The organism is Salmonella sp. 32070601201500089SM (assembly GCF_017573605.1).
Classification (GTDB): Bacteria; Pseudomonadota; Gammaproteobacteria; order Enterobacterales; family Enterobacteriaceae; genus Salmonella; species Salmonella enterica.
On the sequence record NZ_JAGETK010000008.1, the window covers coordinates 1 to 25,999 of the forward strand.

At 48.3% G+C, this 25,999-nt stretch carries 25 protein-coding genes and 3 pseudogenes; 9 read left to right on the top strand and 19 right to left on the bottom strand.

Annotated features, from left to right (window positions below):
- Window positions 1–199: 199 nt before the first annotated feature.
- From hypA to J4728_RS13960, 9 genes are read right to left on the bottom strand one after another with little or no spacing between them, the layout of a single operon-like run.
- Window positions 200–541 (bottom strand): hydrogenase maturation nickel metallochaperone HypA, encoded by a 342-nt coding sequence (hypA, locus tag J4728_RS13920; protein ID WP_000544776.1) that lies wholly within the window; start codon window positions 539–541, stop codon window positions 200–202.
- A 12-nt stretch (window positions 542–553) separates the two neighbouring features.
- Entirely contained in the window at window positions 554–1,441 is an 888-nt protein-coding gene (locus tag J4728_RS13925; protein WP_208211909.1) for an ATP/GTP-binding protein, read from the bottom strand.
- Complete coding sequence (locus J4728_RS13930) at window positions 1,429–2,490, bottom strand: hydrogenase expression/formation C-terminal domain-containing protein (RefSeq protein ID WP_208211910.1); 1,062 nt, start codon at window positions 2,488–2,490, stop codon at window positions 1,429–1,431. The genes J4728_RS13925 and J4728_RS13930 overlap by 13 nt, the downstream gene beginning before the upstream one ends.
- A 17-nt stretch (window positions 2,491–2,507) precedes the next feature.
- Window positions 2,508–2,918, bottom strand: coding sequence for a hydrogenase (locus J4728_RS13935; protein WP_000155985.1), 411 nt, complete (start codon window positions 2,916–2,918; stop codon window positions 2,508–2,510).
- A complete protein-coding gene (hypC, locus tag J4728_RS13940) occupies window positions 2,915–3,214 on the bottom strand; it encodes a HypC/HybG/HupF family hydrogenase formation chaperone (RefSeq protein WP_000334904.1) in 300 nt (99 codons plus the stop codon). The genes J4728_RS13935 and hypC overlap by 4 nt, the downstream gene beginning before the upstream one ends.
- Window positions 3,214–3,822, bottom strand: coding sequence for a HyaD/HybD family hydrogenase maturation endopeptidase (gene hybD, locus J4728_RS13945; RefSeq protein WP_000852664.1), 609 nt, complete (start codon window positions 3,820–3,822; stop codon window positions 3,214–3,216). Before hybD ends, hypC begins: the two co-directional genes overlap by 1 nt.
- A gap of 5 nt (window positions 3,823–3,827) precedes the next feature.
- Entirely contained in the window at window positions 3,828–4,571 is a 744-nt protein-coding gene (gene cybH, locus J4728_RS13950) for a Ni/Fe-hydrogenase, b-type cytochrome subunit (protein ID WP_000924456.1), read from the bottom strand.
- A complete protein-coding gene (locus tag J4728_RS13955; protein WP_000331200.1) occupies window positions 4,522–6,324 on the bottom strand; it encodes a nickel-dependent hydrogenase large subunit in 1,803 nt (600 codons plus the stop codon). The genes cybH and J4728_RS13955 overlap by 50 nt, the downstream gene beginning before the upstream one ends.
- A 2-nt stretch (window positions 6,325–6,326) precedes the next feature.
- Window positions 6,327–7,430, bottom strand: a complete 1,104-nt coding sequence (locus tag J4728_RS13960; protein WP_208211912.1) for a hydrogenase small subunit — start codon at window positions 7,428–7,430, stop codon at window positions 6,327–6,329.
- Between the two features lie 427 nt (window positions 7,431–7,857).
- Here J4728_RS13960 and J4728_RS13965 point away from each other — a divergent pair, with 427 nt between their 5' ends.
- A complete protein-coding gene (locus tag J4728_RS13965) occupies window positions 7,858–8,949 on the top strand; it encodes a choloylglycine hydrolase family protein (protein WP_000976494.1) in 1,092 nt (363 codons plus the stop codon).
- 45 nt (window positions 8,950–8,994) lie between these two features.
- Window positions 8,995–9,786: a FadR/GntR family transcriptional regulator gene (locus tag J4728_RS13970; RefSeq protein ID WP_001518759.1), complete on the top strand. Its 792-nt coding sequence runs from the start codon at window positions 8,995–8,997 to the stop codon at window positions 9,784–9,786.
- A 58-nt stretch (window positions 9,787–9,844) separates the two neighbouring features.
- On the opposite strand, the gene J4728_RS13975 is transcribed toward J4728_RS13970, so the two are convergent.
- The 5 genes from J4728_RS13975 to J4728_RS13995 all read right to left on the bottom strand — a co-directional run bounded on the left by J4728_RS13975 (window position 9,845) and on the right by J4728_RS13995 (window position 16,673).
- The gene (locus J4728_RS13975) at window positions 9,845–10,870 is read right to left on the bottom strand and encodes a zinc-binding alcohol dehydrogenase family protein (RefSeq protein WP_000864924.1); all 1,026 of its coding nucleotides are present in this window, start codon (window positions 10,868–10,870) and stop codon (window positions 9,845–9,847) included.
- Window positions 10,845–12,131 carry an MFS transporter gene (locus tag J4728_RS13980; RefSeq protein WP_000824240.1) on the bottom strand — a complete coding sequence of 429 codons (1,287 nt, stop codon included), beginning with the start codon at window positions 12,129–12,131 and terminating at the stop codon, window positions 10,845–10,847. The genes J4728_RS13975 and J4728_RS13980 overlap by 26 nt, the downstream gene beginning before the upstream one ends.
- 176 nt (window positions 12,132–12,307) lie before the next feature.
- On the bottom strand, window positions 12,308–13,864 hold the full coding sequence (locus J4728_RS13985; RefSeq protein WP_000476912.1) for a PhoPQ-activated pathogenicity-related family protein: 1,557 nt from the start codon (window positions 13,862–13,864) through the stop codon (window positions 12,308–12,310).
- A gap of 69 nt (window positions 13,865–13,933) precedes the next feature.
- Window positions 13,934–15,175 (bottom strand): MFS transporter, encoded by a 1,242-nt coding sequence (locus J4728_RS13990; protein WP_094889256.1) that lies wholly within the window; start codon window positions 15,173–15,175, stop codon window positions 13,934–13,936.
- Window positions 15,165–16,673 carry an FAD-dependent oxidoreductase gene (locus J4728_RS13995; RefSeq protein WP_208211914.1) on the bottom strand — a complete coding sequence of 503 codons (1,509 nt, stop codon included), beginning with the start codon at window positions 16,671–16,673 and terminating at the stop codon, window positions 15,165–15,167. Before J4728_RS13995 ends, J4728_RS13990 begins: the two co-directional genes overlap by 11 nt.
- A 44-nt stretch (window positions 16,674–16,717) precedes the next feature.
- Between J4728_RS13995 and J4728_RS14000 the strand changes: the two genes are divergently transcribed.
- Both J4728_RS14000 and J4728_RS14005 read left to right on the top strand, forming a co-directional pair.
- The gene (locus tag J4728_RS14000; protein WP_001293634.1) at window positions 16,718–17,206 is read left to right on the top strand and encodes a MarR family winged helix-turn-helix transcriptional regulator; all 489 of its coding nucleotides are present in this window, start codon (window positions 16,718–16,720) and stop codon (window positions 17,204–17,206) included.
- Between the two features lie 192 nt (window positions 17,207–17,398).
- A complete protein-coding gene (locus J4728_RS14005; RefSeq protein ID WP_000954689.1) occupies window positions 17,399–18,472 on the top strand; it encodes an S-adenosylmethionine:tRNA ribosyltransferase-isomerase in 1,074 nt (357 codons plus the stop codon).
- 143 nt (window positions 18,473–18,615) lie between these two features.
- On the opposite strand, the gene J4728_RS24175 is transcribed toward J4728_RS14005, so the two are convergent.
- Both J4728_RS24175 and J4728_RS14010 read right to left on the bottom strand, forming a co-directional pair.
- Entirely contained in the window at window positions 18,616–18,969 is a 354-nt protein-coding gene (locus J4728_RS24175) for a hypothetical protein (RefSeq protein WP_313896402.1), read from the bottom strand.
- 2 nt (window positions 18,970–18,971) lie between these two features.
- Window positions 18,972–19,361, bottom strand: a complete 390-nt coding sequence (locus J4728_RS14010; protein WP_208211916.1) for a hypothetical protein — start codon at window positions 19,359–19,361, stop codon at window positions 18,972–18,974.
- Between the two features lie 355 nt (window positions 19,362–19,716).
- Between J4728_RS14010 and J4728_RS23985 the strand changes: the two are divergent.
- The 3 genes and pseudogenes from J4728_RS23985 to J4728_RS14020 all read left to right on the top strand — a co-directional run.
- A pseudogene (locus tag J4728_RS23985) lies at window positions 19,717–19,821 on the top strand (IS110 family transposase); the annotation flags it as partial.
- A 354-nt stretch (window positions 19,822–20,175) separates the two neighbouring features.
- On the top strand, window positions 20,176–21,222 hold the full coding sequence (locus J4728_RS14015; protein ID WP_208211918.1) for a LacI family DNA-binding transcriptional regulator: 1,047 nt from the start codon (window positions 20,176–20,178) through the stop codon (window positions 21,220–21,222).
- Entirely contained in the window at window positions 21,207–21,779 is a 573-nt protein-coding gene (locus tag J4728_RS14020) for an NUDIX hydrolase (protein WP_000493868.1), read from the top strand. Before J4728_RS14015 ends, J4728_RS14020 begins: the two co-directional genes overlap by 16 nt.
- A 154-nt stretch (window positions 21,780–21,933) precedes the next feature.
- On the opposite strand, the pseudogene J4728_RS14025 reads toward J4728_RS14020, so the two are convergent.
- Both J4728_RS14025 and J4728_RS14030 read right to left on the bottom strand, forming a co-directional pair.
- Window positions 21,934–22,608, bottom strand: a pseudogene (locus tag J4728_RS14025) (MFS transporter).
- A 186-nt stretch (window positions 22,609–22,794) separates the two neighbouring features.
- Window positions 22,795–23,946, bottom strand: coding sequence for an adenosylhomocysteinase (locus J4728_RS14030; protein WP_000203922.1), 1,152 nt, complete (start codon window positions 23,944–23,946; stop codon window positions 22,795–22,797).
- Between the two features lie 639 nt (window positions 23,947–24,585).
- Between J4728_RS14030 and J4728_RS14035 the strand changes: the two genes are divergently transcribed.
- On the top strand, window positions 24,586–24,918 hold the full coding sequence (locus J4728_RS14035; RefSeq protein ID WP_000253167.1) for a DUF1493 family protein: 333 nt from the start codon (window positions 24,586–24,588) through the stop codon (window positions 24,916–24,918).
- A 274-nt stretch (window positions 24,919–25,192) separates the two neighbouring features.
- Here J4728_RS14035 and J4728_RS14040 read toward each other — a convergent pair whose 3' ends face one another.
- Window positions 25,193–25,381 carry a DUF29 family protein gene (locus J4728_RS14040; protein WP_001660051.1) on the bottom strand — a complete coding sequence of 63 codons (189 nt, stop codon included), beginning with the start codon at window positions 25,379–25,381 and terminating at the stop codon, window positions 25,193–25,195.
- A gap of 135 nt (window positions 25,382–25,516) precedes the next feature.
- Between J4728_RS14040 and J4728_RS14045 the strand changes: the two are divergent.
- Window positions 25,517–25,801 (top strand): annotated as a pseudogene (locus J4728_RS14045) (hypothetical protein); the annotation flags it as partial.
- Between the last annotated feature and the right edge of the window lie 198 nt (window positions 25,802–25,999).

Sequence of the window (25,999 nt, forward strand, 5' to 3'; positions counted from 1 at the left end):
ATTACATCGAAATGTTTTATAACAGTAAGCGTCGGCATGGTTCGAGCGATAAGATGCCACCGACAGAATATGAAAACCGATATTACCGACGACTCGAAAGTGTCTAGATTATCCGTGGCAACTCACACTGCTTAACCTTTATTATTGTCAGTTTATTCTTTTATTATTTCAGGACGCTTCTGGCGTCCTTTTTTATTGACTATTCGACTTCGATCTCGCGAATGCGCATTCTGCTACTGTCATCTATCTGCACTTTGCCTGAATGACAAAAGGGACAACAGAGTGTGGATGTTTGAGAGGTGAAGGGTTGATTACAGGACAGACACCAACCTTGCGCCGGTGCGATAGTAATGTGGAAACTCGCATTGTCAGCAAGGGTATGACGAGCGGCGACGTCCAGGCCAAAATGCAGCGCCGGCACCTCAACACAGGCCATAACGCCAATCTCCAGCCAGACTTGCTTTACCTTGCTGAACTGGTGATTTACTGCCTGTTCCTCCAGCAATTCGATAATATTTTGCGCCAGGGCTAATTCATGCATGGGCCAGCTCCTTCATTCAACAATATTTACGGCGACACAAGGATCAATTACCTGTAACTGTTGCGACCACAATGAGAGTGGAATAGTGGCCAGTTCGCGAGCAATGACGCCGTCAGATTGGGCGTGACGTGTGGTAGGCGAGATAATACGGTAATCAAGAATATTGCCTGACGTCGTCAGTCTGGCCTGATGAACTAACCATCCTCGCGCGGTTTCCACTACCGCTATTTTCCATTCGCCATCATCAAAACGATTCCAGCGCAGGGTAGGAAGGGCGTTCAAACTTCGGGCGAGCGTAATGCAGCGGGCCAGCAGACGTAGCGCAGTCGTTTTTCCGCTAAGACAACAGGCTGACAGTAGCGGATATTCGATAGCCAGAGGCGAGACATCCAGGGGACCATGGGTTATTAACGTATGGTCCGGGGACGACGCCATCGGTAGTGTAGGTGTAATGATATTCTGTACTGCCGCCAGCCAGCGGGCGGTTTCAGAACGCTCTTGCAAAAACCAGGCTTCCCAGCCCTTTACGCCAGCGGCAAGCCAGGTCTGAGGATCATCGTCAAAAAAGATTGTGCTTGCCAGCGGGGATAACTCTCCGCGACGTAACAACGCCCATTCTTCAGTGGTTGCCTGTCGGTGGCTAAACAGGGGGAGCCAGTCGGTCAACGCGCGACGGAGCGTTTCTCGCGCCAGCTCTTGTTGTGCGGCCTGCATATCTGGCTTCTCTTCAGGAAACAACAGTAAAGCCGCCGCCGCGCTGTGCGCCTGAGCGCACAACGTAAACAAACGTGAAATAAGCGTTTTTGCGTATACCGGCGTTGCGCCCTGTAACAAACGACCGATCGGCGCCTCCTGCCAAGTAATCCGTAGCGGGTGAGAATAGACGGTCAATCTTTGCACGAATTATTACCTTCATCGATCACCATAAACCCGGACTTACTGGTTTCGCAAACCGGACAGCACCAGTAATCAGGTAACTGGCTGAAGGGCACGCCGGGTGGAATTTGCCATACATCATCGCCCAGCGCAGGGTCGTAAACCCACCAACATACTTTGCACTCCATGCGCACCACTGGCTCATTTTCTGTGACTGGGTATTCTTTCAACCATTCCAACGTATTTTTTAGCCCCGCGTAGGCATCTTCGATATCGTCGATGCCTGCAACGGCGATATCAGGAATGTCCGCTATCTCAATCATATCTTGCAGTAATGTGTTCATATCATTGAAATAATTGACCCGCCATACGCCGGGAAAATGCGTGCTTACAATCCGGCATTTACCATATCCGCGTGAAAAAATAGCGCTACACCCTTCGCCTAAAAAATGATCCAGATACTCGCGATCGGCATCGTTTACTGGCAATAGCGTTAAGTTAATGATATGCGGCTCTTTTACCGGCTGTTTTACGCGCTCGGCTATTTCATGCGCGATAAAGGCGCCATTCATCAATCCCGCCGGTTGTGGCGGCAATTCTGGCGTAATCGGCGGCTGCGGATGCGTCTGCCAGATGCTCTCCGGGATCGGGCCAATGATAATTTCATCGGCAACCCGTTGCTGGTCAGCGTTATATTCACGCACACGCCAGACGCCCGTAAAAACCGTCTCCTGAATACGCTGTTCTTTTCCATCGGATAATAGTACCCGGGCGGAGATTTCACCTTCGCCGAGCAGTTGATCCAATAAACCGCTATTCTGTTGCTCAGTGGCATTCAGCTTATAGCTCAGGGGAAAGGGGAGCGTTGCCACTGGGTTATCCATATCGCGAATAAGCGTAGTCAGGATGTGTCTGGCAACACGGAGCTCAGCGGGCAGCGCCTGTTCCGGTAAAACCGGCGTCAGCGGGAGATTAATGCCGGCGGGGATAGGAAGAAAGTTAAAGTCTTCCTCTTCTGGCTGCGAGCCTGGTCCGGCAATATTAACGACTGGAATAGTTCTGGAATAATTCACGTGTGTTACCTTTCATTCTATTGCGTGATAACGGGAATATCCTGACGATAGCCCGGTGTGGTCAGCAATGCGGCCACCCGCTGAGAGTATTCTTGCCAGCTATATAATCCCGCCAGACTGCCGACAAAACGGTGCTGGCGAAAGAAAAGCAGCGCCGGATATTTCAGAATGCGATACTCCCGGGCGATCAGTTCACTCTGTTCGCTATCCGCAAATGCCGCGGTATAAGACGTCGCCGGAAATTGCTTGAGGATCTCCGGGATGATGACCCAACTGTCGGCGACTTCCGGATGTTTGTTGGGGTCGCTTTGCAGCAAAACCAGCACAGTCGGATGCGCATTAATCAACGACGGGAGCGTTTGCGCATCGGTAACCAGAAAGCCTTTATCCGCCAGTGGACAAACAGGATTTTGGGGTGAGATAGTCATTTTTTTAAATGCTCCGGTAATTCAGGCGTGCGAGACAATAAATCGGCAAAACCGGTCAGCGGATCGCTTTGCGTGAGCATGGCCTGTTCCAGTGAGTCCAGCGCCGCCAGTACCTCAGCGGCTTCCGCTTCGTCCATTTCTCGTCGTGCTGCGCCGCCAAATGTCAGCAGCCATGCGCCTGCTAAGGGGGGAGCCACAAGCCGAATATCAACGTCGATAAGCTCGCCGTGTCGGTCGCGGCATTTGGCGAACCACTGACCGGGTGAAATAACCTGCACAGGAACGCCGATACACATTATGATTTCTCTCTCTGTAGCACCCGAATATCGCCGACCCGGCAAGCGCTTTGCGCATCTGGGCGTTCATCTTCGTAGCGTTCCATACACAGGCTGTAATGATTGAGTCTTTCAGTGGGCAAGGCCGCTGAAGAGGCGGTGATACCCCATTGCGCCAGCACTTCCTGCGCGAGATAGACCGCAGGCATCAGTTGCGCCTTTACCTGCGGCGTAAGACTCCCGCCATAGTCATCCAGACATTCCGGCTGCACGCCAATCAGCACTATCTCCGATAACTGGCCGCCGGTTAATTGCAGCAATGCCAGCACTTCAGAAAAACTGGTCTGATGTAAACTGAGTTTTTTCGCCGTCAGATAGGCGGGAACCTGTTCATCACGAAACATCGCCAGCGAACCTGGCGCCATACCAAAATCGATAGCATCCATGATTAACAGTTTTTCGGTCTGTTGCAGCCAGGGCAGCAGCGCCAGCCCCTGCGTACCGCCATCAACAACGTCAACTTTCTCGTTATCGGCATACTGTTCAAACAGCTTTTCCGCCGCTCTGACGCCGAACCCTTCATCTGCCCAAAGCAGGTTGCCAAGCCCTAAGATTGTTACTTCTGCCATTGTTATCACCTGAACCAGCGCCAGCCGCTTATCATGACGGAAATCACGCTTTGTCGGCTCATAATGTCTTCGCGGATAGCGGTATAAACATGCGCAATGACGAAGGCGATAATGAACCACATGCCCAGCCGGTGCCAGAAATGCAGCGCGAGGCTATCGTTGCCAGTCAGGCGAATCATCCAGCCAAACCATTGATACGCCCAACTGTCTGTTCCAAGTCCTTCGCCATAGAGCGCAAAGCCGCTACACACCATCAGTACGGACATCCAGAAATAGAACATTACCGCCAGTCCCGCTACCGGATTATGTCCATAGTAACGATGGGCCTCTTTTTCGAGGAAAAAATACCAGCGGATTTCGCTGATAACGCCTTTGCGCCAGGCGCGGCGCCAGAACGGAACCAGAAACATCTCCCTGGCGTACTCATTGCCGACACATGCCCAGTAAATACGAAACAGCAGCGCGACAGTAAAAATATACGCCGTGGTAAAATGGATCAGTCGTATCCAGCCCATCCAAAACATAAAGGTCGCTTCACCTTGAATCGATGGCAGGGGGCGGCCAATGAAATATCCTGTAACAGCCAGGACGACAATGGATAACGCCGTGATCCAGTGCCATAAACGGACCGGCGCTTCATAGATATAGTACCCCTGGCTGGTTATTTCTTTGAGATGCATTGAGACCTCCGAATCGTCGTCATCGTACCTGAACCCTGACCAGCTCCCCTCCATGATTATCAATAACATGGGTGGAGCAGGCCAGGCAGGGATCGAAGCTGTGCAGAGTACGTAAAATCTCCAATGGTTGATCGGGAACGGCGAGTTTAGTCCCCATTAACGCCGCTTCGTACGCGCCAATTTGACCTTTATCGTCACGCGGCCCGGCATTCCAGGTTGTCGGTACCACACACTGATAGCTGTCGATTTTCTGATTTTCAATTTTTATCCAGTGGCCCAGCGCGCCGCGCGGCGCCTCGCTGAAACCAACGCCTTTTGCCGATGTAGGCCAGGTATCGGGTTCCCAGAGCGTGACGTTTGCCGTCGCCGTATCGCCGGACTTGAGGTTACGCATCAGACGATCGAAGAAATATTGCAGCGTATTGCCTGCCCATACGGATTCCAGCGCACGCGCGGCAGTACGTCCTAATGTAGAAAAGAGCGCTTCTTTAGGCAGCTTTAATACGCTAAGCAGTTGATCCACGGGTTCTTTAAATTCCGGTTTATTTTGATGATATCCAATCAGATAACGCGCCAGCGGACCTACCTCCATCGCATGTCCCTTCCAGCGCGGCGATTTAATCCATGAATATTTAGCGGACTCATCCACCTGTTCGATAAAGGTTTTTGTGCCTTTATAGTGTTCGCCCATGACCAGTTGCGGTTCGGTCAGACCATCCCACGGATGCAGGCCCTTATCGTTATTGCCGTTACCATAGGTATACCAGGAGTGAGTGACAAACTCCTGAATCTCATCGGGGGCGGTTAAATCGACAGGATGAATTTCGTCGAAACGACCGTTAATGATAGCCCCACGCGGAAGCAGAAGATTACTGGCGGAATAATCGTTAGGGTTATCCGGAAACTCGCCATAAGCCAGCAGGTTCATGCTCGATAACCCGCCGCCGATTTTTGCCCAGTCTTTGTAATAACTGGCAATCAGCAAGACGTCCGGAAGATAAACCTGTTCGCAGAACTGGCGAGCTTTTTGGATGATGGAACTGACAAGGTTCAGGCGTTCCATATTCACTGCGCCGACCGCGCCCGTTTCGTCAAGGTTGATGGCGCAAGGAACGCCGCCCACCAGCCAGTTAGGATGCGGGTTTTTACCACCGAAAACGGTGTGAATTTTTACGATCTCTTTTTGAAAATCGAGCGCTTCAAGATAGTGGGCGACCGCCAGCAAATTGGCTTCCGGCGGAAGTTTCATCGCCGGATGTCCCCAGTAGCCATTACGGAAAGGGCCAAGTTGACCGGACTCGATAAACCGCTTCAGTCGATTTTGCAAATCGCGGAAATATCCCGGCGAGGATAGCGGCCATGCGGAAAGGCTTTGCGCGATGGCGGAGGTCTGATGCGGGTCGGCTTTCAGGGCGGCAACCACATCAACCCAGTCCAGCGCGTGCAGATGATAAAAATGCACCAGGTGATCGTGAACGTGTAGCGTAGCCTGCATCATATTACGGATACAGTTTGCGTTGTCCGGAATCGCGATTCCCAGCGCATTTTCTACGGCACGGATTGAGGTCAGAGCGTGTGTACCGGTGCAGACGCCGCAAATGCGTTCAACAAATGCCCAGGCGTCTCGCGGATCGCGACCTTTCAGGATAACCTCCAGGCCGCGCCACATGGTGCCGGTCGACACGGCGTTAGTAATGACATTATTACTGTCGATATTCACTTCGCAACGCATATGCCCTTCGATGCGAGTAACCGGATCGACCACAATTCGCCGTCCGCTATTGTCCAGCGTAAAACCCTGAGTCTGATAAGGATATGCCATAATTATTTTTTCTCTTCCGGAGCGTTTTCTGATGACGTGTTGTTTTTATTGCGGGCGTGTTTTATGGCGCTCACCGTGGCGTGAGCGATGGCGGCAGCGCCCGCGACGCCGGCAACGCCCAGTCCGATTTTATCGGCGGTAGCTTCAATGCCGGTTTGCGGAATGCCCGTTGCCCGGTTGTAAAAAGAACCGTAATCCCAGAATCCATCTTCCGAACATCCGAGGCATCCATGACCCGACTGGATAGGAAAAGACACGCCATCATTCCAGCGAACGGTTGAACAGGCGTTATAGGTGGTCGGGCCTTTACAGCCCATCTTGTACAGGCAATACCCTTTTCTGGCGCCTTCGTCATCCCACGCTTCCACAAACTGACCGGCATCGAAATGCGCGCGTCGGTAACATTTGTCATGAATTCGCTGGCCATAAAACATTTTTGGTCGTCCAAGACGATCAAGGGGAGGGATGCGATCAAATGCCAGCATATAGGTGATAACGGCGGACATCACTTCAGGTATAGGCGGGCAGCCTGGCACTTTAATAATGGGTTTATCGGTAATTAATTTGTGAACCGGCGTGGCTTTAGTTGGGTTGGGACGGGCTGCCTGCACGCAGCCCCATGATGCGCAGGACCCCCAGGCGATAATCGCTTTAGCATCCGCGCTGACGCGTTTTAACTTCTCCAGGAACGGCTCGCCAGCCAGTATGCAAAACATCCCATCTTCATTCAGCGGCGCGTTACCTTCCACGGCAACGATATAATTTCCTTTGTACTCACGCATCACATCCGCCAACGCCTGCTCAGCTTGTTGCCCTGCGGCGGCCATAATGGTGTCGTCATAATCCAGGGAAATGAGCGACAAAATGGCATCTTTTGCCAACGGGTGCGCAGAGCGAATGAAAGATTCGGTACAGCAGGTACATTCAAGACCATGCAGCCATATCACTGGCGTACGCGGTTTATTCTCCAGGGCATAAGCTATCTGAGGAATCATCGAACTGCTCAGGCCTAAAGACGTTGCGGTAAGGCTGCAAAACTTGAGGAAGCTACGCCTTGTCACGCCGTGTCTACGCATAACTTGATAAAATGTATCTTGTGTTTGCATAACGTTTATCCCAAACCACTATAGTTAGTGTGGGCATCATATGTTGCATTTCTTGTCTTTCTCAACGTGTTTTAGTAGCAATTATGTTTCTAATTCGTAACAACTGATTACATGTGTGCTACTCACATTACTCAAAAACATAAATTAATTTAATGTTATTGGTGATGTGGAGTAAATATAGCGTTGTGAAGATATCTCTTAATGTTGATAAGAAACCGTGTTTTTTATTTATAACATGATGGGATTTTTTTAAATGGTCACACGGATAACGCGTTTCATGTTAGTTCGCTCTGTTTAACTCTCCTTTAAACCCGTCAGTTAAATTTATTAGCTTGTAAAATAAGATCACAATTAATTACGTGCTGCATAACCATTGATAGGTTTAATTTAATATATTCATCCAATCCATTTTACAAACAAGGAGAGCATGATGAAAAAAAGTAAAGCAATTTTATTTATCGCTCCGGCGCTGTTTTCATACGCCATGGCTGCACAGGCCTGCACAACCCTTGCTATTCAGGATAAACAAGGCGATATTTTTCATGGGCGTACGCTGGAATATATGCAGGATTTACCCTCATGGTTAACGTATTACCCGGCGGGAACACAGTTTGATAAAAAAACGCCGGATGGCAGCCAGGGGATAAGCTATCAGGCGAAGTATCCGATACTGGCCATTACTTCCACCATTACTGATGGCGATAGCAGAGACATACTTGAAGGCATGAATAGCGCGGGATTGTCATTTAGTGAAAACATGATCATGAATGCGCAGTTGCCGCCATTGCCCGCGAGTGAATATAAACAGGCAATTCCTGTCACCTCGTTGGGAGAATGGGCGCTGGCCCGTTTTGCTACTGTCGGCGAGGTAAAACAGGCAATAAAAGAGGGCAAATTCTGGTCACCGGAACTGCATCGGTTTGGCGATCTGAAATCGCCATTTCATTACGCGTTTTACGACAAGAAAGGAGGAAGCATTGTCGTTGAAGTGGAAAATGGCAAATTCCATGTCTATGACAATCCCACTCGCGTGATGACAAATGGTCCCGCATTCCCCTGGCATCTGACAAATCTGAATAATTATACGCAATTAACCAATGTGGACCGCTCTTCAGGCACATTGGGCGGGATAAAAGTGATGCAGCCTGATAGCGGGATTGCTATTGCAGACTTGCCATCGTCCGATACGTCGGTTTCCCGTTTTATACGCGGCGTTTATTACACCACATATGCGCCGCAAGCGACATCCGCCCACGACGCAATGAATACGCTTGCACATATTATGAGCCGTTTCGATCGTCCGAAAAATATTACGGTTGATTATATGGGGAGTGAAGGGGAAGGTAACGCCACCCGCAAACCGGTCTCAGAATATACGGTCTGGACAACGCTGTCTGACTTAACGCACGGTGAGATGATGGTGCGCGGCTACAATGATATCAACTATAAAACCTGGTCTCTTTCTCAGTTTAAGAACGCGACAGCGCCCGTGTTCGAGAAAATCAACGTCAAAGGATAAATCGCTCGTCTCGGTTTAGTTTCCCCGGTAGGCTCGGCGAAGGTAATAGAGACTACCGGCGGTTGCTTCTCTTTATCATGCACGGTAATTAATTATCACGATCACCAGCGCCAGGATGGTATGCTAAATCCATTCAAAATCCCCTGGATATGGATTGGAGGGCGCATGGTTATACCTGAGGTCAGGCAGGAGAGGCTCTATCAGAAGATAGCCAACCTCATCATTAAGCTGATCAATGATAATATTTTTCCACCGGGAACTTTTTTACCGCCAGAACGCGAACTGGCAAAACAGCTTGGCGTGAGCCGCGCCTCCTTGCGAGAAGCCCTTATTGTACTGGAGATCTCGGGATGGATCGTGATTCAGTCCGGTAATGGGGTTATCGTTTCAGATAAAAAACACCTTGCCAGCGACTATACCATCGAAGAAATTCTCTCTACTCGCGAGCTGGTCGATAGCCATTGTGCGCGCTTAGCCGCACAAAACGATAACGTTGACGTCATCAACCAAATAGAGGCGATTTATCATCGTATGGATCAAGCCATTAACGATAATAACGTCCACGGCTTTTACTCGCTGGATAAAGAGTTTCACCTTGCGATCTCTGAGGCCAGCCGTAACCGGGTGTTGTTCGATATGTCCCGTATGTTATGGGAACAACGGATTAATATCCCTTATGCTGGGCTCGACGAGCAGTCTGGAGACAGAAATGTTTTACTTAATCTCAACAAACAACATAAAGCGATAGTGGATGCGATGCGACAGTCTGATGCTGACAGCGCCTATGAGGGATCGCTGGAACATTTACGCTATGTGAGAAAGATTGTCGGCGGCTAATTTTGTCGATGAATAACACCGCATGGCGGTCATGCCATGCGGTGGAGCTTGCCGTAAATCAATGGAAAACAGCATTAATCTTTAAGTAGCGCTCCGGATAGCGATCAAGTTCTTTAACTGCATCAGGGATCTCATCAAGATTGACGACCTTACTGACGACATCTTGCGGATTAATCTCCAGCGTAGACAGCATACGTAATGCCTCATCAAATTCACCGGCACTGGTGCGGGAACCGCGTAAATCCAGTTCTTTATAGGTGATCAGGTTCGTCGGCAGCGACGTTTCCTGTTTTGGCCATCCGGTAAACGAAATACGACCAGCAAACGATGCTAAATCAAGCGTATTTCGAATAGCGCTATTTGCGCCGGAAGCTTCTATCACGACCTGCGCCATGGTGCCGTGGGTGATATTTTTAATAGCGTCGATAACCTGATCGTCAGCGGCGTTCAGCACATAAGGAACGCCAAGCTTTTGCGCATAGCGTAGCCTTTCTTCCACAATATCGATCAGAATAGGCGTTGCCTTGTAATGACGCGCGCTTAATGCCGCCATAAGACCAATGGCCCCCGCGCCGATGATGGCAACATATTCCCCGGCCTTAACGTTTGCCCGATGCAGCGCGTGCAGAGCGATGGTCAGCGGTTCTGCCAGCGGCGCCATTTCAGAAGGCACATTATCTGGTATTTTATGAATTAAATGTGCGGGATGAGTAACCACCTCCTGCATTGCGCCATCGACATGCACGCCAATGACGTTTAAATTTTCACAACAATTAGTTCTGCCGACAGAGCAAGGGTAGCAGTGACCACAATAAATATAGGGGTCAACAATTACGCGGTCACCTTCTTTAATATTGTCCGGCATTCCGGCGCCTTCCTGAAGAACAATTCCGGTCACTTCATGCCCAATAATTCTTGGGTAAGTAACCAGTGGGTTCGTTCCACGAAAAGCCCCGATATCCGATCCGCAAATGCCTGCAGCATCAACCTTAATTAATACTTCATTTTCTTTCTTATGGGGATAATCCACCCAGCGGGTTTCAACTTCACCAGGCTTATTAATGAACACAGCTTTGACTTTCATTGGCTTTGAATCCTTTACTTTTTACAAACACGAAGACCAACAGGCTTGAAACGATAGCGATAGCACCAGCCAGATAGAACGCATAGTCATATTTACCGCTAAATTGAACGATAAAACCGGTGACAAGCGGACCGATAATGCCGGATATATTAGCCAGGCCATGCATGGCTCCGCCGACGCTCCCTACCTTATCTTTATGAACAACATCCTGAATAACCGCCCAATAAATTGGGCCCGTTAAATAGAGCAGGAAGAGTGAAACTGACATGAGCGTAATTGCGCTACCAATAGTGCTAACAGTACCGGAAACGGCAACACATACCGCTGCGCCTGCCAGACATACGCCCAGAATAAGTCGACGTGAGAGCAGAGCATTACCGGTAATCCGATAAATTACATCGGAACAGACGCCGCCGAGTACCATACCAATGGCGCCGATGACCCAGGGAATTACCGTGGCGATACTAATTTCTTTAATATCGAGATGTAACGAATGGTTCAGGTAACTTGGGAACCAGGTCAGGAAGAAAAAAAGAATATAGTTGTAGCTGAAAAAAGCCAGAGTTGTCGCCCATACCATTGGTTGTTTCATGTAATAGCCGAGTGAAGGCGTAGCCCGGCCATCATCAGATAAAATAACGTCCTCATGATTTTCAAAATCAATGCGTTCTTCCGGCGCCAGGCGTTTACTCATTGTTGGCTTATCGCTAACGATAAAGTACCACAGTAGTACCCAGACCAGGCCAAATAAGAAAATAATGCCAAATGCGGGGCGCCAGCCTAAGGATAACGCCAGCAGGCCCACTATCGGCCCGGACACCGCGCCGCCGAGCGGGGAACCGGCGCTAAAAATTCCGATCGCCGTGGCAGACTCCTTTCGGGAAATCCAGTTATTGATGATTTTATTTCCGGCAGCGCTGACCGGCCCTTCAGCCATACCGAAAAGAACGCGCACGATAAGCATTGTCCACAATCCGGTGACTAAACCAGTTAAGCCACAAAATACAGACCATAGTAACGCTGCGATGAGAAAAACCGTTTTTGGCCCAACTTTATCGCTGGCCCAGCCACCAATAAAATTAAACAGGGCGTATCCGATAAAAAACGCGCTGAAGATCATCCCCATCTCCGCGGCGTTAAATCCTAACTCCTTTTCGATCAAGGGGGCAGTTATCGACAATGCTGAACGATCCATATAGTTGAGCATGTAAACTATAAATAGAAGAAAAACGATAAGCCATCCCATTGTTTTTCTTTTCATGATTAATCCTCTTATTGTGGTCTAGCGGCCTGACCACAATATTTTAAGGTTATTTTCAAATCACCTCTCTTGTGGTTAGAACGTGATCAATATAACAAAAATTTATCACAGGGGATTTTTATCCATCGCAAGTGTGATGGATTAAATTCTTTAAAATCAGTTGATTAATTGAAAATTCAATCGGAGCTATCGTTTTCCCCTAATCCACGCCCCGGTAAAGTTTGACATGCGGCGTTAACGGAAGGTGGCGCTGTCTGTGGGTATTTTTCATCGGGCGTAATATAAACCTGACTCGTGGCGACATAGCCATCATTAAAAGTTGCTTCGATATAGGTAGCTTCCCAACCTGTCTTCGGTTCATTTAGCGTAATACTGATCTTATTGTTGACGGGACTATCTATTGTAAGCGGCTGATAGCGGATACCACAGGCATAACGAAAATCACGCGCATTTGGATTGTTGGCTGTCCAGCGAACGACTTTTACCGGCGCTTCTGAGAAATAGACCGTAAGAAGGTGGTGGTGAATAAGGTCGATCAACTGTGGTAATGTTTTTTTACTTTGAAACCGGTTAATAAATGGAACGAGGCTTCCTTCAGCGAACTGGTTAATTGAGTAGTGGTTCATATTAGGCACTATACGTAATGATTTTACGCCAGGAAGTTTGCTATAATAAAAGCGAGTATTGTCTGGTACGAAGAAATCATCGCCACTTGCATTAATAATATATTTAGGTATTGCAAGGCGGGGTTGGTAAATAGTGTTGAGATATCTTAACGGATCTATTATTTGCCTTAGCTGGGTAAATGCGGGGGATTTTATTTTCTCATCTATGCCTTGCTGGTAGTAGGGGTAGAATGTAATGGGCCAATTTCCACCGTATGATTGATAAATATGCTCAAGTGAAGCATCAATATCAAGTAGATCAATGGCGAAGGGAACAATTGCTTCAACATCAGGATCGGCAATAGCTGACAACCAGGTGGTCCACCCACGCTTTGAAATACCTGTAATGATAAAGGAATTTATATTCCATTGCGTTAACTCCTTTTTTGCTAATCTCATCGCTTGCGATATGGCAGTGACCATAGGAATATTTAAAGGCATTAACTTACGTTGCTCCGGAGCTTCCATAAATAATGCCCAGCTTCGGGAAACGCTTTCGTCCTCTTTCAGTGGTTTTTTATCATCCTGAAAGGTTAAATATTGGTTAGGTATATCACTCACTGATATTACGATGGTATTCGTATCACGGGAGATGCTTGCCAGTGTTTCCTGGGGGAAATCACCGGGTTTACCAGTGATTTGTACGCCTTTATCATAATTAATTCCGTTGTTTACAACCACCAAAGCATGGTGCTCTTTTGCCGTTTCAGGGATATAAATATCAACGTTATGTCGCCATTGCGCAGGGGTTACCATGTCATCTGGCGACCAGTGTTGCGATAATAATTCATAGTGTCTGACTACCACCTGTGCTAATGGAGCTGTATTAATCAAGGTATATTTTAGCGGTGTGCCTGAAATCTGCTCCCGGTAGTCGGGGAGAACATGAGACAAATCACACTCCGGGCTGTTTCGACAAAAGAAGATGTTGTTATGAAGTAGTGTATAAACTTTTGTAGAAATGAAAAACAGTACGATAACAACGAGATATATTTTTTTCATGCTTTCCCCGCGCTTTACAAGGGCAAATGCCAGCCAGCATAATTTCCATAAATACCTCTTAAACATTCAATATAAGTACAATACTTTTGATAAATAACGGAAGAAGGGAACAATAATGTTTGTGACGTTGTCACATTATTCTGTTTCTGGTTTCACTATTAGCACTGAACTTTTTGAAAGGTAAATCATTGCCGTCACCAGACCAATAATGGCGACAGAGATAGCTATACCGATCCAGACGCCATACAGAGCATAACCCAGGACAAATCCGCCCAATACGGGGGATATAAAATCAGCGATTGCGATTAATGCCTGCGCCGTTCCGATGACGATACCTTGTCGGGCAGGCGATACATGGACGGACAAGGCGGCAAGATAAGTGGGTTTGGCTAGCGCATCAGCGATGCTAATACAAACGATAGCAAAAACAAGCACAGGTATGGTCGTGGCGATACCCGCAGTGAGAAATCCAGTACAAAGAAGGGCGAAGATGAGGATAATTAGCTTTCGCTCCGAAAAATATTGGCTCACCCAACCTAACAGAAATAGCTGAACGAAAATATTAATAACCCCGTCCGCCATTAACAGATAGCTTAACGCTTTTGGCCCAAAGGGAAGCCCATTCCAGATGAAGGTGTCAGAAAGAAAAACAGGTAATTGTGAAGAGTACATGCCATAGGCGAAGAAATGACAAAGCATTACGATGATTAAGACGCGAAGGACAGGCATCTTTAAAATAGCGCGGGCAGAGAACGCCGCTATTTTATCTGTGGTACGTGATGTTGAGGAAGGGTCTTTTAACCCCCAAATCGCGACCAGGGCAGACCCAAGGACAAGTATAAAGGCGGCGTAGATCGGCGCGCTCAGACTGATACGCGATAACCACCCGGAAACGCCTGCCCCGACAATACCGCCTAAACCAATGCAGCCTGTGAGGATACCGATTGCCTGACGCCGATTTCTGACGTGCGTACAATCGGCAATATAGGCTGCGGCGGCTGACAAATTTCCGGCGCTAATGCCAAAAAGCGTGCGGGCGAGCAGGATAAACAGGATACATTGCGCGTTGGCGAGTAATAGTAAACTTATCGCCGCAATAGCCAGCGTGACAATCAGTATTCGCTTGCGGCCAACGCGATCGGAAAGGTGGCCAATCAGGGGCGCCGCACAAAATTGGCTAAAAGCTTCAGTGGCGATGATGATTCCAATGATAAGCGGCGAACCGCCCATCTCGCGGATATAAAAAGGCAGTACCGACATCACAGCCGCTGTACTGGCGGCGTAAAGGCCGACAAGCAGGAAAACAGGCAAAATACGCCGCTTGTTGAGCGGGGTGATAGTTTCGCTGTCGGTGTTCTCATAGACATTAGTATTCATCTTTAATCCCTATGGCAAAACGAGAGAGATAATTTTCAATATCGTTGCTCTGTTTGCCGTGAAAGAATGCGCCGACATAGCCATCGGGTCGGATCAGCACGCATTGACCCGGCGCCAGATGATAGGACTCCCGGAAGTGCCCCAGGGTATCGATGAGCTCGTCCCGCTCGCCAATGTGATGAATACGCAGTCCTCGCCGCGCATCGATAACCTTACCGTGGGTTTCGTAGGCCAACAGATTCCAGTCCGGCCCCTGGAGTAACTGAAATAATCGTAATGATTGGCCGCCGGCGCCCAAAAGAGGAGTATCCGGAGCTCTTTCTCCCGCTTGTAACCCATGCTGACGTTCGAGCAACGTGTGGGCTAAGGGGGAGTCGGTATACTGGATGTCAAGTTGTTGAACATTGCGTTCTCGTTTGATGCCCCCCTGTTTTTGAGAGTCAAGTAATCGGGTAGAAAGGTGGAGCAGTGATTCGGCTACCGGGCGGCGTTCCTGTTCATAGCTATCGAGAAGTTCTTCTCCTGCGCCCCGCAGCGAGGCTGCCATTTTCCATCCCAGGTTATAGGCATCCTGGATGCTGGTATTTAACCCTTGCCCACCCGTCGGCGGATGCACATGAGCGGCATCACCGGCTAAAAATACCTTACCCACACGGTAATGTTCCGCTATGCGCGCATTCATCTGGTACTTCGATACCCAGGGAATCGAATGGATGCGAACATCCGTCCGCCCGATTCGTTCAGTAAGAAAAGCCGTGAGCGCGTCGGCTGAGAAATTCTGCGAGTCGTCCGGGGCCAACAACGCCTGGATTTGAAAGAGCTGCGTGCCGGCGAGAGGGCAAATCGTTATCATCCGCGTCATATCGCCATCGTTAAAATGGTGCCATACATCCCGGTTCAGACCGGAAAGTGAAGCGTCAGCCACAAGCGCATGGATTCCCAACGTACGACCGGGGAAGCTGACGCCTAATTTTTTTCTGACAAAGCTTCCGCCGCCATCCGCACCTATCAAATAATGCGCGATGATGACCTCTTCTCCAGCCGGCCCGGCAACATACGCGGTGACTGTGCGTGGGGTTTGCGCAAAATGTCGTAACTCGCAGCCGAACTCCACCCGATGTCCCCATGCTTTTAATTGCTCCCGCATAATCGTTTCTGTCACGTTCTGTGGAACCATCAATGGCAGATGGTAGGGTTCGGCGTGGGTCGGTTTTGTATTATGCGCAATATCTGAATCTACGTAGCTTCCGTCATGACGGTAGGTTCGTAATCGGGGATAGAGCCCGCCGGCGGCGACCACTTTATTGAGTATCCCAATATCCTCGAAGATTTCTTGCGTTCGCGGCTGAATACCTTTACCGCGGGAACCGGTAAAAGGCGTCGTTCTTTTCTCAATCAGGCGAAATGAGACCCCGTGACGCGCCAGTTCGATGGCTAAAGTAAGCCCGGTAACGCCAGCGCCGCAGATCAGTACATCTATAGTGGTGTATGTTGTCATCGTCTCTCCAATATGTGTATTATGCACATAAGAGGAGACATGCTATGTCAGAAAATAAAAATGTGCAAGATACACATATTTCCGAGCAAATGAAGGCGCTTCACGGTGCGTTGATTCGCGTGGTGAGCGCGCTCAACCGGCCTCGTAATGATGAGAAATTAATTGCAGAGGCGGGCATTCAACTCGATCGCGCGCTATTTTCGATCCTTATTAGTATCGAACGTTTAGGGCCGATTGGCGTTGTTGAGTTAGCCGAACGTGCCGGTCGTGATTATACGACGGTAAGCCGACAGGTCGCCAAACTGGAGAAGCTGGGGTTGATAATACGGCAGCATAATGCCATCGATCGTCGTATACGCGAGGCCGTTATCTCCCGTACAGGAAAGGCGATGACGGAGCGTATAGACGCTGCGCGAGAGCAAATGGGCAAAGTTGTTTTTAAAGACTGGCCTCAGGATGAACTTGATGTCTTTGTTCGGCTAATGCAAAAGTTTGCCGATGCAATGGATAGCGATGCTTCAATGCCGGAATAAGCAAAAGAAAAGGGCGGTCAAATCCGATCGTCCAGGCTAATATCGGTATCTGACATTGATTAAATAGCCAGCAAAGTAAATATAACAACAACATTTATCGAGTTAATTTTCACCCTTTGAAAGGCCAACGTATACTGCAGAATACGGCTATATAACAATCGCCGTATCAATGGTTTTTCAAAGGGTAAATATATGCTTACCGAAAAATATGATTTTCGCATTACCGATCAGATGACTATCCCACTCAGACCTCATTGGATAGCCAATGATTCATACAGGGAAAAGTGTAAAATGCTTGTCCTCAACCGGAGTAAAGGGGAAATTCATAAGGTAGACTTTAGTAAATTAACAGATTATATCAAAGAAGGTGATGTAATCTGTTTTAACGACAGTACTATAATAAACCATATGTTTATCTGTAAAACAAGACAGAATAGGTTAATTAAAATTGTTTTAGAGGGATTTTTACCAAATAATAGAGTAATTATTTCCGGACTTTTAAAAGAAAGGCTTAACGCGAATGATGTTTTCTATTTGGTTGATAACCCTGAAATTTCCATTAAGATAGAGCAAAGGTTTAGCGAGGAGAGCCAGTACCGGGCCGTCGTGGAAAATCATGAGGCCTTAATTTGCTATTTAGCCAGTCATGGTGAGCGTCTTGATGAGTATGTGGACTCCAGCTTGTTTTATAAATATCCAGATGCTTACCGTTCCGTTTTTTCTAAAAAGTATGGTTCTTTGGAAATACCTTCTGCCGGCATTCATTTTACCTGGGATCTTATCCAAAGAATCAAAGATAAAGGTGGGTTAATATCCTTCATCACTTTACATGTTGCATCAACAGAAATGTTGTCCAACAGAAAAATACAAACAAAATGTGTAGAGGAAGTGACTATCAACGAAGAATACTACGAGGTTCCACAAGCTACAGCGGATATCATTAATACTGCGAAGCAAAATGGCGGACGTATTTTTGCCGTAGGAACTACCGTTACACGATGTCTGGAGTCCGCGTATTCGAGGGAACACAATTGCCTCAAAGCAAGTTCTGGCTGGACTGCGCTTTATATACATCCAGGCTATCAACTGAAAGTGGTTGACTGCCTGCTAACGAACTTACATCAGCCAAAAACGACGCATATGGTGTTAACTGGTCAGTTTGCTGGGGTTGATCTACTCATGAAGGCCTATGCCTCAGAAGATATCCAGTCATGTCAGTTCGATATGTTTGGTGATTGCATGTTAATCATACAGGATGTAGGGTAGGGATGAATAAAATAAAACCGGTACACATAATGCTACCATGCGCATAATGTACGGCTGTTGAAAAGGCCGCTGCGAAAATCGGATCCCGCAACGGCCTTTTTAGCATAACGTCATTGGGCGAACCAATTGCTATTTTCCAATACCTAATCACCCTTGGAATGATAATAATAAAGATATGCCAATCCAACTGGAGCGATAAATATTGAAAATATCCAACATAAGCACATTGTGATGACCTTAGCCATTAACATCACTATCGCATTGATGAAGAAGACATTTTCACCCATTATGAACGAAACAACCTGCTCATATACGAATCTTGCATATGGGTAAAGTAACGCATTGATAACAAAGAATATTACATTAGCCACCTTCATCCCAGAAGGATTCTGCATAGAGATGTAAATAAAGAATGTTGAAATTATCGCGCCAAAAATGAAATGGCGAATATAATAACTTGTTTTTAAACCCCCTAAAGTTTTTCGGAATAACTCCATGTTTAATAAGCTCCCTTTTCCTTTGCGACGATTAAAACACCTTCGGTATAAGAGTAACCATATCCGTAACCATATCCACCTCTGCCGGTCCCATTGTTGATAGACCCTGAGTCATATTTAAATCCCCAGTTTCCGGACGTTATTGGCGTTATGCTAATAACTTCAAATCCGTCTTGGTTGAGCTTATCTACTGTGCGTGTAATATCTTCATTCAATCTTTCACCATCAACCTGGCAATCTGACCATCCTTCCTGTACTACCTCTTTTTTGCGGATTTTTTCCTCAATATCAATAAATCCAAGAAATCGTTTTGTATTTCCGGTGGGAACTTTGACCGTTACCTCTTTGTAGATAGGTTGGAAGTAGCTTGGTACATACACGGTTTTGTTCATAATTTACCCTTTCCTTGTGTTTAAAAATCACCCAACCAAGAACATTCAGTGTTGGTAATACTGCACGTTTGTCTCATTCCTGAGGCTGTTAATTTTTTTACACCTATCCAGACATCGCTTTTTTCATAAATCTTTTGTACTAGTGGCGTATGATTCTCGTGTATCAGGTGCAGATTTACCAATAGCAACAGGATGATATAGTGAAGTGGCGAATATAATAACTTGTTTTTAAACTCCCTAAGGTTTTTCGGAAAAACTCCATGTTTAATAGTTATCTACTGCGCGTGTAATATCTTCATTCAATCTTTCGCCATCAACCTGGCAATCTGACCATTCATCCTCAATATCAATAAATCCAGGAAATCATTTCGTTGCCATCAAAACAGTTGAGCAGCAGGATATGAAGGCTCTTCGAAGCACTCGTCAGTTGATGGTGGAGCAGCGGACTGCACTGGCAAACTTCAGAGGAGTGCGGGGAGTGGGAGGGGGCTAACATTTAAGGCTGGTTCTGAACTCTTCAGGATTCACTGGCCCAGGATTAATGGTTCTCAATTACTTCTGAAACACCTTTGGCGTACAGAGCCAAAATCTGGCTGTCCATCTGCGTAAATTGCATCGTCCTGACCAGGATCGGTATCAATAATGATTTTTTCTCTCATAGGGTTGCCATCAGATTATTCAGCGTCAGGGTGCCGGACAGGCCAGCACCTACCTTAAATATTCCGGTCAAGTCAATCGTATGACTTGACTATATGATCGGTTAGGCGGATAGTCAATCGTAAGACGTAAGCCTATGCATAATGGATATTACCAATTGAATACTAACGAGATTAAAGCGTTGAGACTCGATGAACCTTCCGTGGATGAACAACAGGTCACGAGTAAGCAGGTTGCCCGAGAAGCAAATGTTTCTCAGTCTACCGTGTCGCTGGTTCTGTCAGGTAAAGCCGAGGGCCGGGTTTCGCTAAAAACACGTCAGCTGGTTGAGGAAACGGCACGACGGATGGGATACCGGCCTAACCTGAGTGCTCGCTCATTACGAACTGGCGTCTCCATGACTATTGCCCTGGCCGTTCCTGACGTGAAACAGCCCTTTTTTGGCGAAGTACTGTATGCGGCGGAGAAACTGGCGGCATCGAAAGGGTATTCCGTCATCCTGGTTGACACTTCCTCTGAGCCGCTGTGGGCTGAGCGTATCGTTCAGATGATTGAAAGTATGACCATCGCCGGGTGTATTGTTTACGCCTGTGACAGGGCATCAGACAAGGTTCTGGCCCGTACCGGCAATAAGATTATTTACATTGAGGCTGAGGATTCAGATCTGTGCCACATCGATCTGAATGCAAGCAGTGGCATAGAACAGGTTCTGCAGCACCTGACCTCTCTCGGTCACACGAAAATTGGTTACTTTGCCGCGCAGTATAATAAATCCCTTTTCCGCTACCGTTTTAAGGCTTTTACCGACAGAGTGGCGCTTCACAATCTTCCTACAGACGAACGCTGGTATGTGGGCTCGACCTTTGAACTGGATAACGCCACAGAAAAGGCCATGCGTCTGATACGTTCTGGCGTGACAGCTATCTTCTGTGACGATGATCTTCTTGCCGGTGCGGTGTATCGGGCCTGTCGCCAGGCTGGGCTTCGCATTCCGGAAGATATGTCTGTAGTGGGATTTAACGATATCGAAATGGCCCGCATGCTGTATCCGGAACTGACGACGGTTGCCATTCCGGCAGCAGGCATAGGAACGATGGCGCTGGAGATGTTTTTTGCTAATGTGCTGGGGAATACCGGTCGTGCGAACCCCGAAATTCTTGAACTCGAGCTCGTTGTCCGGGATTCAACATGTTCACCGGCATAACAGGTAACGCTGGCCAGAACGACGGCATCCTGGATGAAATTGATGGCTGTCTTGCCCGTGTCCCGCTATGCCGCGATCAACGGGAACGGTTTATCGCGCTTTTTGACGGAGCCAGCCCCCTGGCGTCGCGTCGCTCTTTCCCGGTGCATGTCACCGCGAGTGCCCTGATCCTTTCTCCTTCCCGCGATGACATTTTGCTGCTTAAACATCGCCGTTTCGGTCTCTGGCTTCAGCCTGGCGGACATCTGGAACCCGGAGAGACGCCCCTGCAGGCCATGTACAGGGAAATTCTGGAGGAGACGGGCATTCAGCGTAGTCAGCTCGTGCTGCTGAACCCCTGGGCTGTTGATTTCAATGTCCACAAAATTGACGCAAATGCCGCCAGAGACGAACCTGCTCACTGGCATGCCGACCTGTGCTATGCCCTGGCCGCAGATTCCCTACAGGTCACGCTCAACGAAGAATCGCGAGCATTTGCCTGGGTGCCTGCTCGGGATCCGGCGGTCGTGAGTAATGTAAGGCTTTCAGGAATTCTGGCAGGGATTAGGTACCCCTGAGACGAATGCACTTCACACTGACCCGGTTTCCCGGGAGAGGCCGATCATGCACGCTCCTTGTGCACGGCCTGCGTATCAGAGAACCCGGCTCTTAAGCCGGGATTTGACGTCAGCAAGTGAGGGATGGCTGGATGCCCCCATCAACTTCAAAGAGTTACTGACTGGCTGAAGACACCTGGCCTGATTCCTGAGGTTCTCCCCGGTAAACCAACCAGAAAACCGCAGCAAGAATGAGTGCATAGCAACTGAACACGAGCCAGAAGGAAGACCAGTCCTGTACACCATTGACGGTGAAATAATCAATGACGTGGCCACTGATAATCGAGCCGATGTAGAGCCCAAAGCCGTTCACCATGGTCATGAACAACCCCTGCGCGCTGGCCCGCATTTCTTCACCGGCTACCCGCGCCATGTACATCGATCCGGACACATTGAAGAAGTCGAAGGCGTAACCATAGACGATCATGGAAAGCAGCAGCATGGATACCCCGATGGCGGAGGTAAAATCGCCGTAGGCAAACAGGCCAAAGCGGGCGACCTAGGCGATCATACTGAGCAGGATGACGCGTTTCAGACCCAGCCGGCTCATCAGAAACGGAATGGCCAGAATGAATACCACTTCGGAGATCTGAGAAATAGACAACAGTACTGACGGATAGCGTGCTATTACGCTGTTTTCCGCGCCCGGGAGCGCGGCTAAGTGATGGAGGAAAGGGTTACCGAACGTGTTCGTGATCTGCAGTATCGATCCGAGCAGCGTCGCGAATAACAGAAACACCGCAATAAACAACGTTAACACTTTGATGCCACCAGGAAGAAAGATATTCATTACTTTCGGCTAAGGCGGCAGAGGAGACTAGCAGCATTCCTTTAATACACAGCAGTTTTCCCAGTTCGGACTTTTTCATTGTTATGCCCTGAGTTTTTGTAGATGTACAGTGTTGGAAAAGAGCTATCAGTAATAAAAAAGGACGGTTCACCACATCCCCATTGAAGATGAACCGCCCTTTGATATTTATTTGCTATAGATTAGGTCGATGTACATATTCGCGACCTTCTCGTCAATTTCACGAGTGACCGGAACGACGCAGTGGGTGTTATTAACTTTTTTGCGGGCCACGGCTTCAAGGCACAGGGACTGCAGTGCAAAGCCCAGGTCCATGGACTCGATGGAGTTCCCCAGTGGACGCGGGCCAGCGAGGTTAAACATGTGGCCTTCAGTGATGATTTTGAAGTTTTTACCAGACTTGGTCTGATAAGAGGCAATGCTTTCTTCAAATTCATTGACGTTTTCAATCTGTTCGCTCCTGGCAAACGAATCGACATCGATTTCAACCGGGAAGTGACCGGCGTTCGCCAGGATCACGCCGTTTTTCAGTAATGGAATGTCTTCACCGCCGATAATACGGCCACCACCGCTCACGGTAACAATCACGTCGGCAGAACGAATGGCATCTTCACGAGACGGGGTATCGAACCCGTCCAAGTGAGCCTGCAGACGTTTCAGTGGATCGGTATCCACAACGCTGACCTTCGCGTTGGCGTTACGGAAGTTGTAGGCAACTCCCATGCCACAGGCACCGTAACCGAATACGGTTACGCGCTGGCCATTTGTCACACGGTTAGTAATACGCATGTAGGACTCGAGAACGCTCTGGCCAACAGCATGTTCGTTTTCCGCAAACTGTTTAATCGGGCTGTCATTGATAACCAGAATTGGCATGTTCAGTTGCTGGCGCAGCTCAACCAGACGCATACGACCTGAGGTGGTTTCTTCGGTACCGCCCTGCAGGTTGCCGTACGGTGCTTTTAGGTACTCTGCGAACAGGTCGCCGCCGTTATCCAGCAGCAGGTCAGGTTTTTCCGCCAGAACAGCCTGGAGATATTTCAGATGCTGCGCTTTATCACGAGTGGCTTCACCAATCACTTCCACACCGTGTTCACGCAGGTAATCGACGGCACTTTTCTGCGTGCTGTTCAGGTTACCGGTAGACACCACGCGTGCACCGCCGTCTTTCAGGGTCAGCAGGAGCGTGACAGTTTTCGGCTCGAGATGGATCCCCGTACCGATAGTCAGGCCTTCAAAGGGACGGGTTTTTTTGTATTCAGCAGAGAGCTGCTTCAGAAGGCGGCAATTATCGCGAACCCATTCAATACGACTAGTCATTGTATTCTCCAGATCATGTCATTAAAAACGTGCAGGTCCGTACTTTACGTCCTGCCGGGCATGAGGCATTTGCTGCGAAAATCATACGATTGACTTGCCGGGATATCTCACGCCTTACTCGAAATGGATACTAAGTCATACGTATGACCTAAACTGTGACGCATGTAGCAAAGCAGTCATACGTATGACTAAGGCATGTTAAAAGATCCTTTTTTGCCTTACATATCCATATGTCCTGCATCTGCTACATATATATCTCAGCCACCTGCATATACTGACCCTATGCGGAAACGTTTTGGCTGCAGAAAATAGCCGGTATCGGCACGGTGTCGGAAACACATCCGGAAGGGGTAACTATGCGAGCTCCGCTGTTCGCTCAACGATTTCCTGGAGCCGATCACAGGTGGAGTAGGGAAGAACAGCGTCATTAAGGCGGAGTTCTTTATGACCATCCGGGTAGTGCCAGACCTCGATATACTTCCCGATAGCCCTGCGGCTTAACTCATCATGTACCAAAGACTGTTTCAGCCTCACCAAAGCGGAGGTGCATCAGGTGACTGATAGCATCATCAATAAAAACAAGCAGGCAGCATTTCGGCTCTCGTCCTTCAAACGCATTGCCAGAGGAAGCGATAAAATATGGTAAGTGATACTCTTGAACAGCGGATTTATGAACTGGTAAGAAGCCATGATGGAGTTTACCTTTTTAAGAAAAAAGAACTGACACCGTCAACAGATTTGGATTCAGATCTACGGTTGGAAGATGATGAAGCACTGGCATTGATGGATGATTTTTTTACGACATTCAATGTAGATAAAGGGAATTTCTCGATCACAACATACTATCCGCCAGAACCACCGCTAAAGCATTTGCTTAATCCGTTTCGCAAAAACGATATTCCTCAGGCGCCGGAGTTCACGATAGGTATGCTCATTGCGTCTGCCAGGGCTGGTCGCTGGTTGTATGACTGATTCACGCTTGGGGGCTGCTTTCCGTTCTCCATCATAATGGTGCGCATAATGTATATTATGTTAAATTCACCAAAACAATTAAAAGACATGTTAAGGCGGCTGGATTCGTGCATGTCAAAAAACTTCTGGCCCATAAGTTTGATCCCTTCCCTGCCGTGACGCTGCGCGAATTCTGTTGATTTGCACCCGCTATCCTGCACACGATTTCACGCAGCACACGCCGCGCAGGCATAAAAAAACCGGCCATTGTGTTCGGTTCGTCACTGTCAGTGTGTCAGTCCGGGATGAAATCGTCGCGCAGCGCATCAGCGAGCGCCCACGGCATTTCAGACGGAAAACTCTTTTCATGCGCTGCAGATAACACGGCATCGCCGTAGGACTCAACAGCCATTTCCGACAGTTCCCGTTTTAATGACGGGCTTTTTTCCAGATGACGGGCAATTTTCCTGCGCTGCGCTGACATGGGCTAAAAAATCAATGGGAATCTCATTTCATGAGGTTTGATTATTCACTATCTGCCAATGTCTTGCATTCACACTCGCCACCTACACTGGCGGCGGTCAAACATAATCGGTTCGTATTTTAGCGTCGCGCCTGTAATGCTAACGGCCTGGATTTGCTGCTTTTCCGTACCCTGCCAGATTACTACCGCTCACTTCCTGGCAAGCTGGCTGACAAGCTGGCTGACAAGCTCGTGTCGATGGATAAAGCTGGTGCAAGCAATGAAGAACTGGCCCAGACGATGGGAGGTTTACGCGGGTTGCGTATCGGCATGCGGGAAGGTAATACAGATGAAGGATACATTGCGCTGGGCACGGGCATCGGAAATATCCGCAGCATCAAGAGCGTAGCTGAGGTCGTGAACGAGCTGGCCATTTGTTAAGGGCAGTACTGACTGCAAAAACAATCGAACTTTGCGAAACGGCCTGGCGCGCAGCGGCCCTCTGGCACAAGATGTGGTAGTGTTTTCAGACATTGAAACGCCATAGGCTGTATTCCTCCCCTACCCTGTGACTATCGGCTCACCACCGGACAAGCCGCTGTGCTTATCAGCAAAGCCGAAATTTTCGGGCGGTAAACT

What these genes read in the sequence shown, in the direction of transcription:
- J4728_RS13960 (WP_208211912.1), bottom strand. Translation starts at nt 7,430, where the DNA reads ATGCAAACACAAGATACATTTTATCAAGTTATGCGTAGACACGGCGTG.
- J4728_RS14020 (WP_000493868.1), top strand. Translation starts at nt 21,207, where the DNA reads ATGTTCACCGGCATAACAGGTAACGCTGGCCAGAACGACGGCATCCTG.
- J4728_RS14000 (WP_001293634.1), top strand. Translation starts at nt 16,718, where the DNA reads ATGTCAGAAAATAAAAATGTGCAAGATACACATATTTCCGAGCAAATG.
- cybH (WP_000924456.1), bottom strand. Translation starts at nt 4,571, where the DNA reads ATGTTATTGATAATCATGGAGGGGAGCTGGTCAGGGTTCAGGTACGAT.
- J4728_RS13985 (WP_000476912.1), bottom strand. Translation starts at nt 13,864, where the DNA reads ATGTTTAAGAGGTATTTATGGAAATTATGCTGGCTGGCATTTGCCCTT.
- hypC (WP_000334904.1), bottom strand. Translation starts at nt 3,214, where the DNA reads ATGTGTATCGGCGTTCCTGTGCAGGTTATTTCACCCGGTCAGTGGTTC.
- J4728_RS14040 (WP_001660051.1), bottom strand. Translation starts at nt 25,381, where the DNA reads ATGTCAGCGCAGCGCAGGAAAATTGCCCGTCATCTGGAAAAAAGCCCG.
- hypA (WP_000544776.1), bottom strand. Translation starts at nt 541, where the DNA reads ATGCATGAATTAGCCCTGGCGCAAAATATTATCGAATTGCTGGAGGAA.
- J4728_RS13935 (WP_000155985.1), bottom strand. Translation starts at nt 2,918, where the DNA reads ATGACTATCTCACCCCAAAATCCTGTTTGTCCACTGGCGGATAAAGGC.
- J4728_RS14010 (WP_208211916.1), bottom strand. Translation starts at nt 19,361, where the DNA reads ATGAACAAAACCGTGTATGTACCAAGCTACTTCCAACCTATCTACAAA.
- J4728_RS14035 (WP_000253167.1), top strand. Translation starts at nt 24,586, where the DNA reads ATGGTAAGTGATACTCTTGAACAGCGGATTTATGAACTGGTAAGAAGC.
- hybD (WP_000852664.1), bottom strand. Translation starts at nt 3,822, where the DNA reads ATGGCAGAAGTAACAATCTTAGGGCTTGGCAACCTGCTTTGGGCAGAT.
- J4728_RS13965 (WP_000976494.1), top strand. Translation starts at nt 7,858, where the DNA reads ATGATGAAAAAAAGTAAAGCAATTTTATTTATCGCTCCGGCGCTGTTT.
- J4728_RS13990 (WP_094889256.1), bottom strand. Translation starts at nt 15,175, where the DNA reads ATGAATACTAATGTCTATGAGAACACCGACAGCGAAACTATCACCCCG.
- J4728_RS24175 (WP_313896402.1), bottom strand. Translation starts at nt 18,969, where the DNA reads ATGGAGTTATTCCGAAAAACTTTAGGGGGTTTAAAAACAAGTTATTAT.
- J4728_RS13955 (WP_000331200.1), bottom strand. Translation starts at nt 6,324, where the DNA reads ATGGCATATCCTTATCAGACTCAGGGTTTTACGCTGGACAATAGCGGA.
- J4728_RS14030 (WP_000203922.1), bottom strand. Translation starts at nt 23,946, where the DNA reads ATGACTAGTCGTATTGAATGGGTTCGCGATAATTGCCGCCTTCTGAAG.
- J4728_RS13980 (WP_000824240.1), bottom strand. Translation starts at nt 12,131, where the DNA reads ATGAAAAGAAAAACAATGGGATGGCTTATCGTTTTTCTTCTATTTATA.
- J4728_RS13995 (WP_208211914.1), bottom strand. Translation starts at nt 16,673, where the DNA reads ATGACAACATACACCACTATAGATGTACTGATCTGCGGCGCTGGCGTT.
- J4728_RS14005 (WP_000954689.1), top strand. Translation starts at nt 17,399, where the DNA reads ATGCTTACCGAAAAATATGATTTTCGCATTACCGATCAGATGACTATC.
- J4728_RS13975 (WP_000864924.1), bottom strand. Translation starts at nt 10,870, where the DNA reads ATGAAAGTCAAAGCTGTGTTCATTAATAAGCCTGGTGAAGTTGAAACC.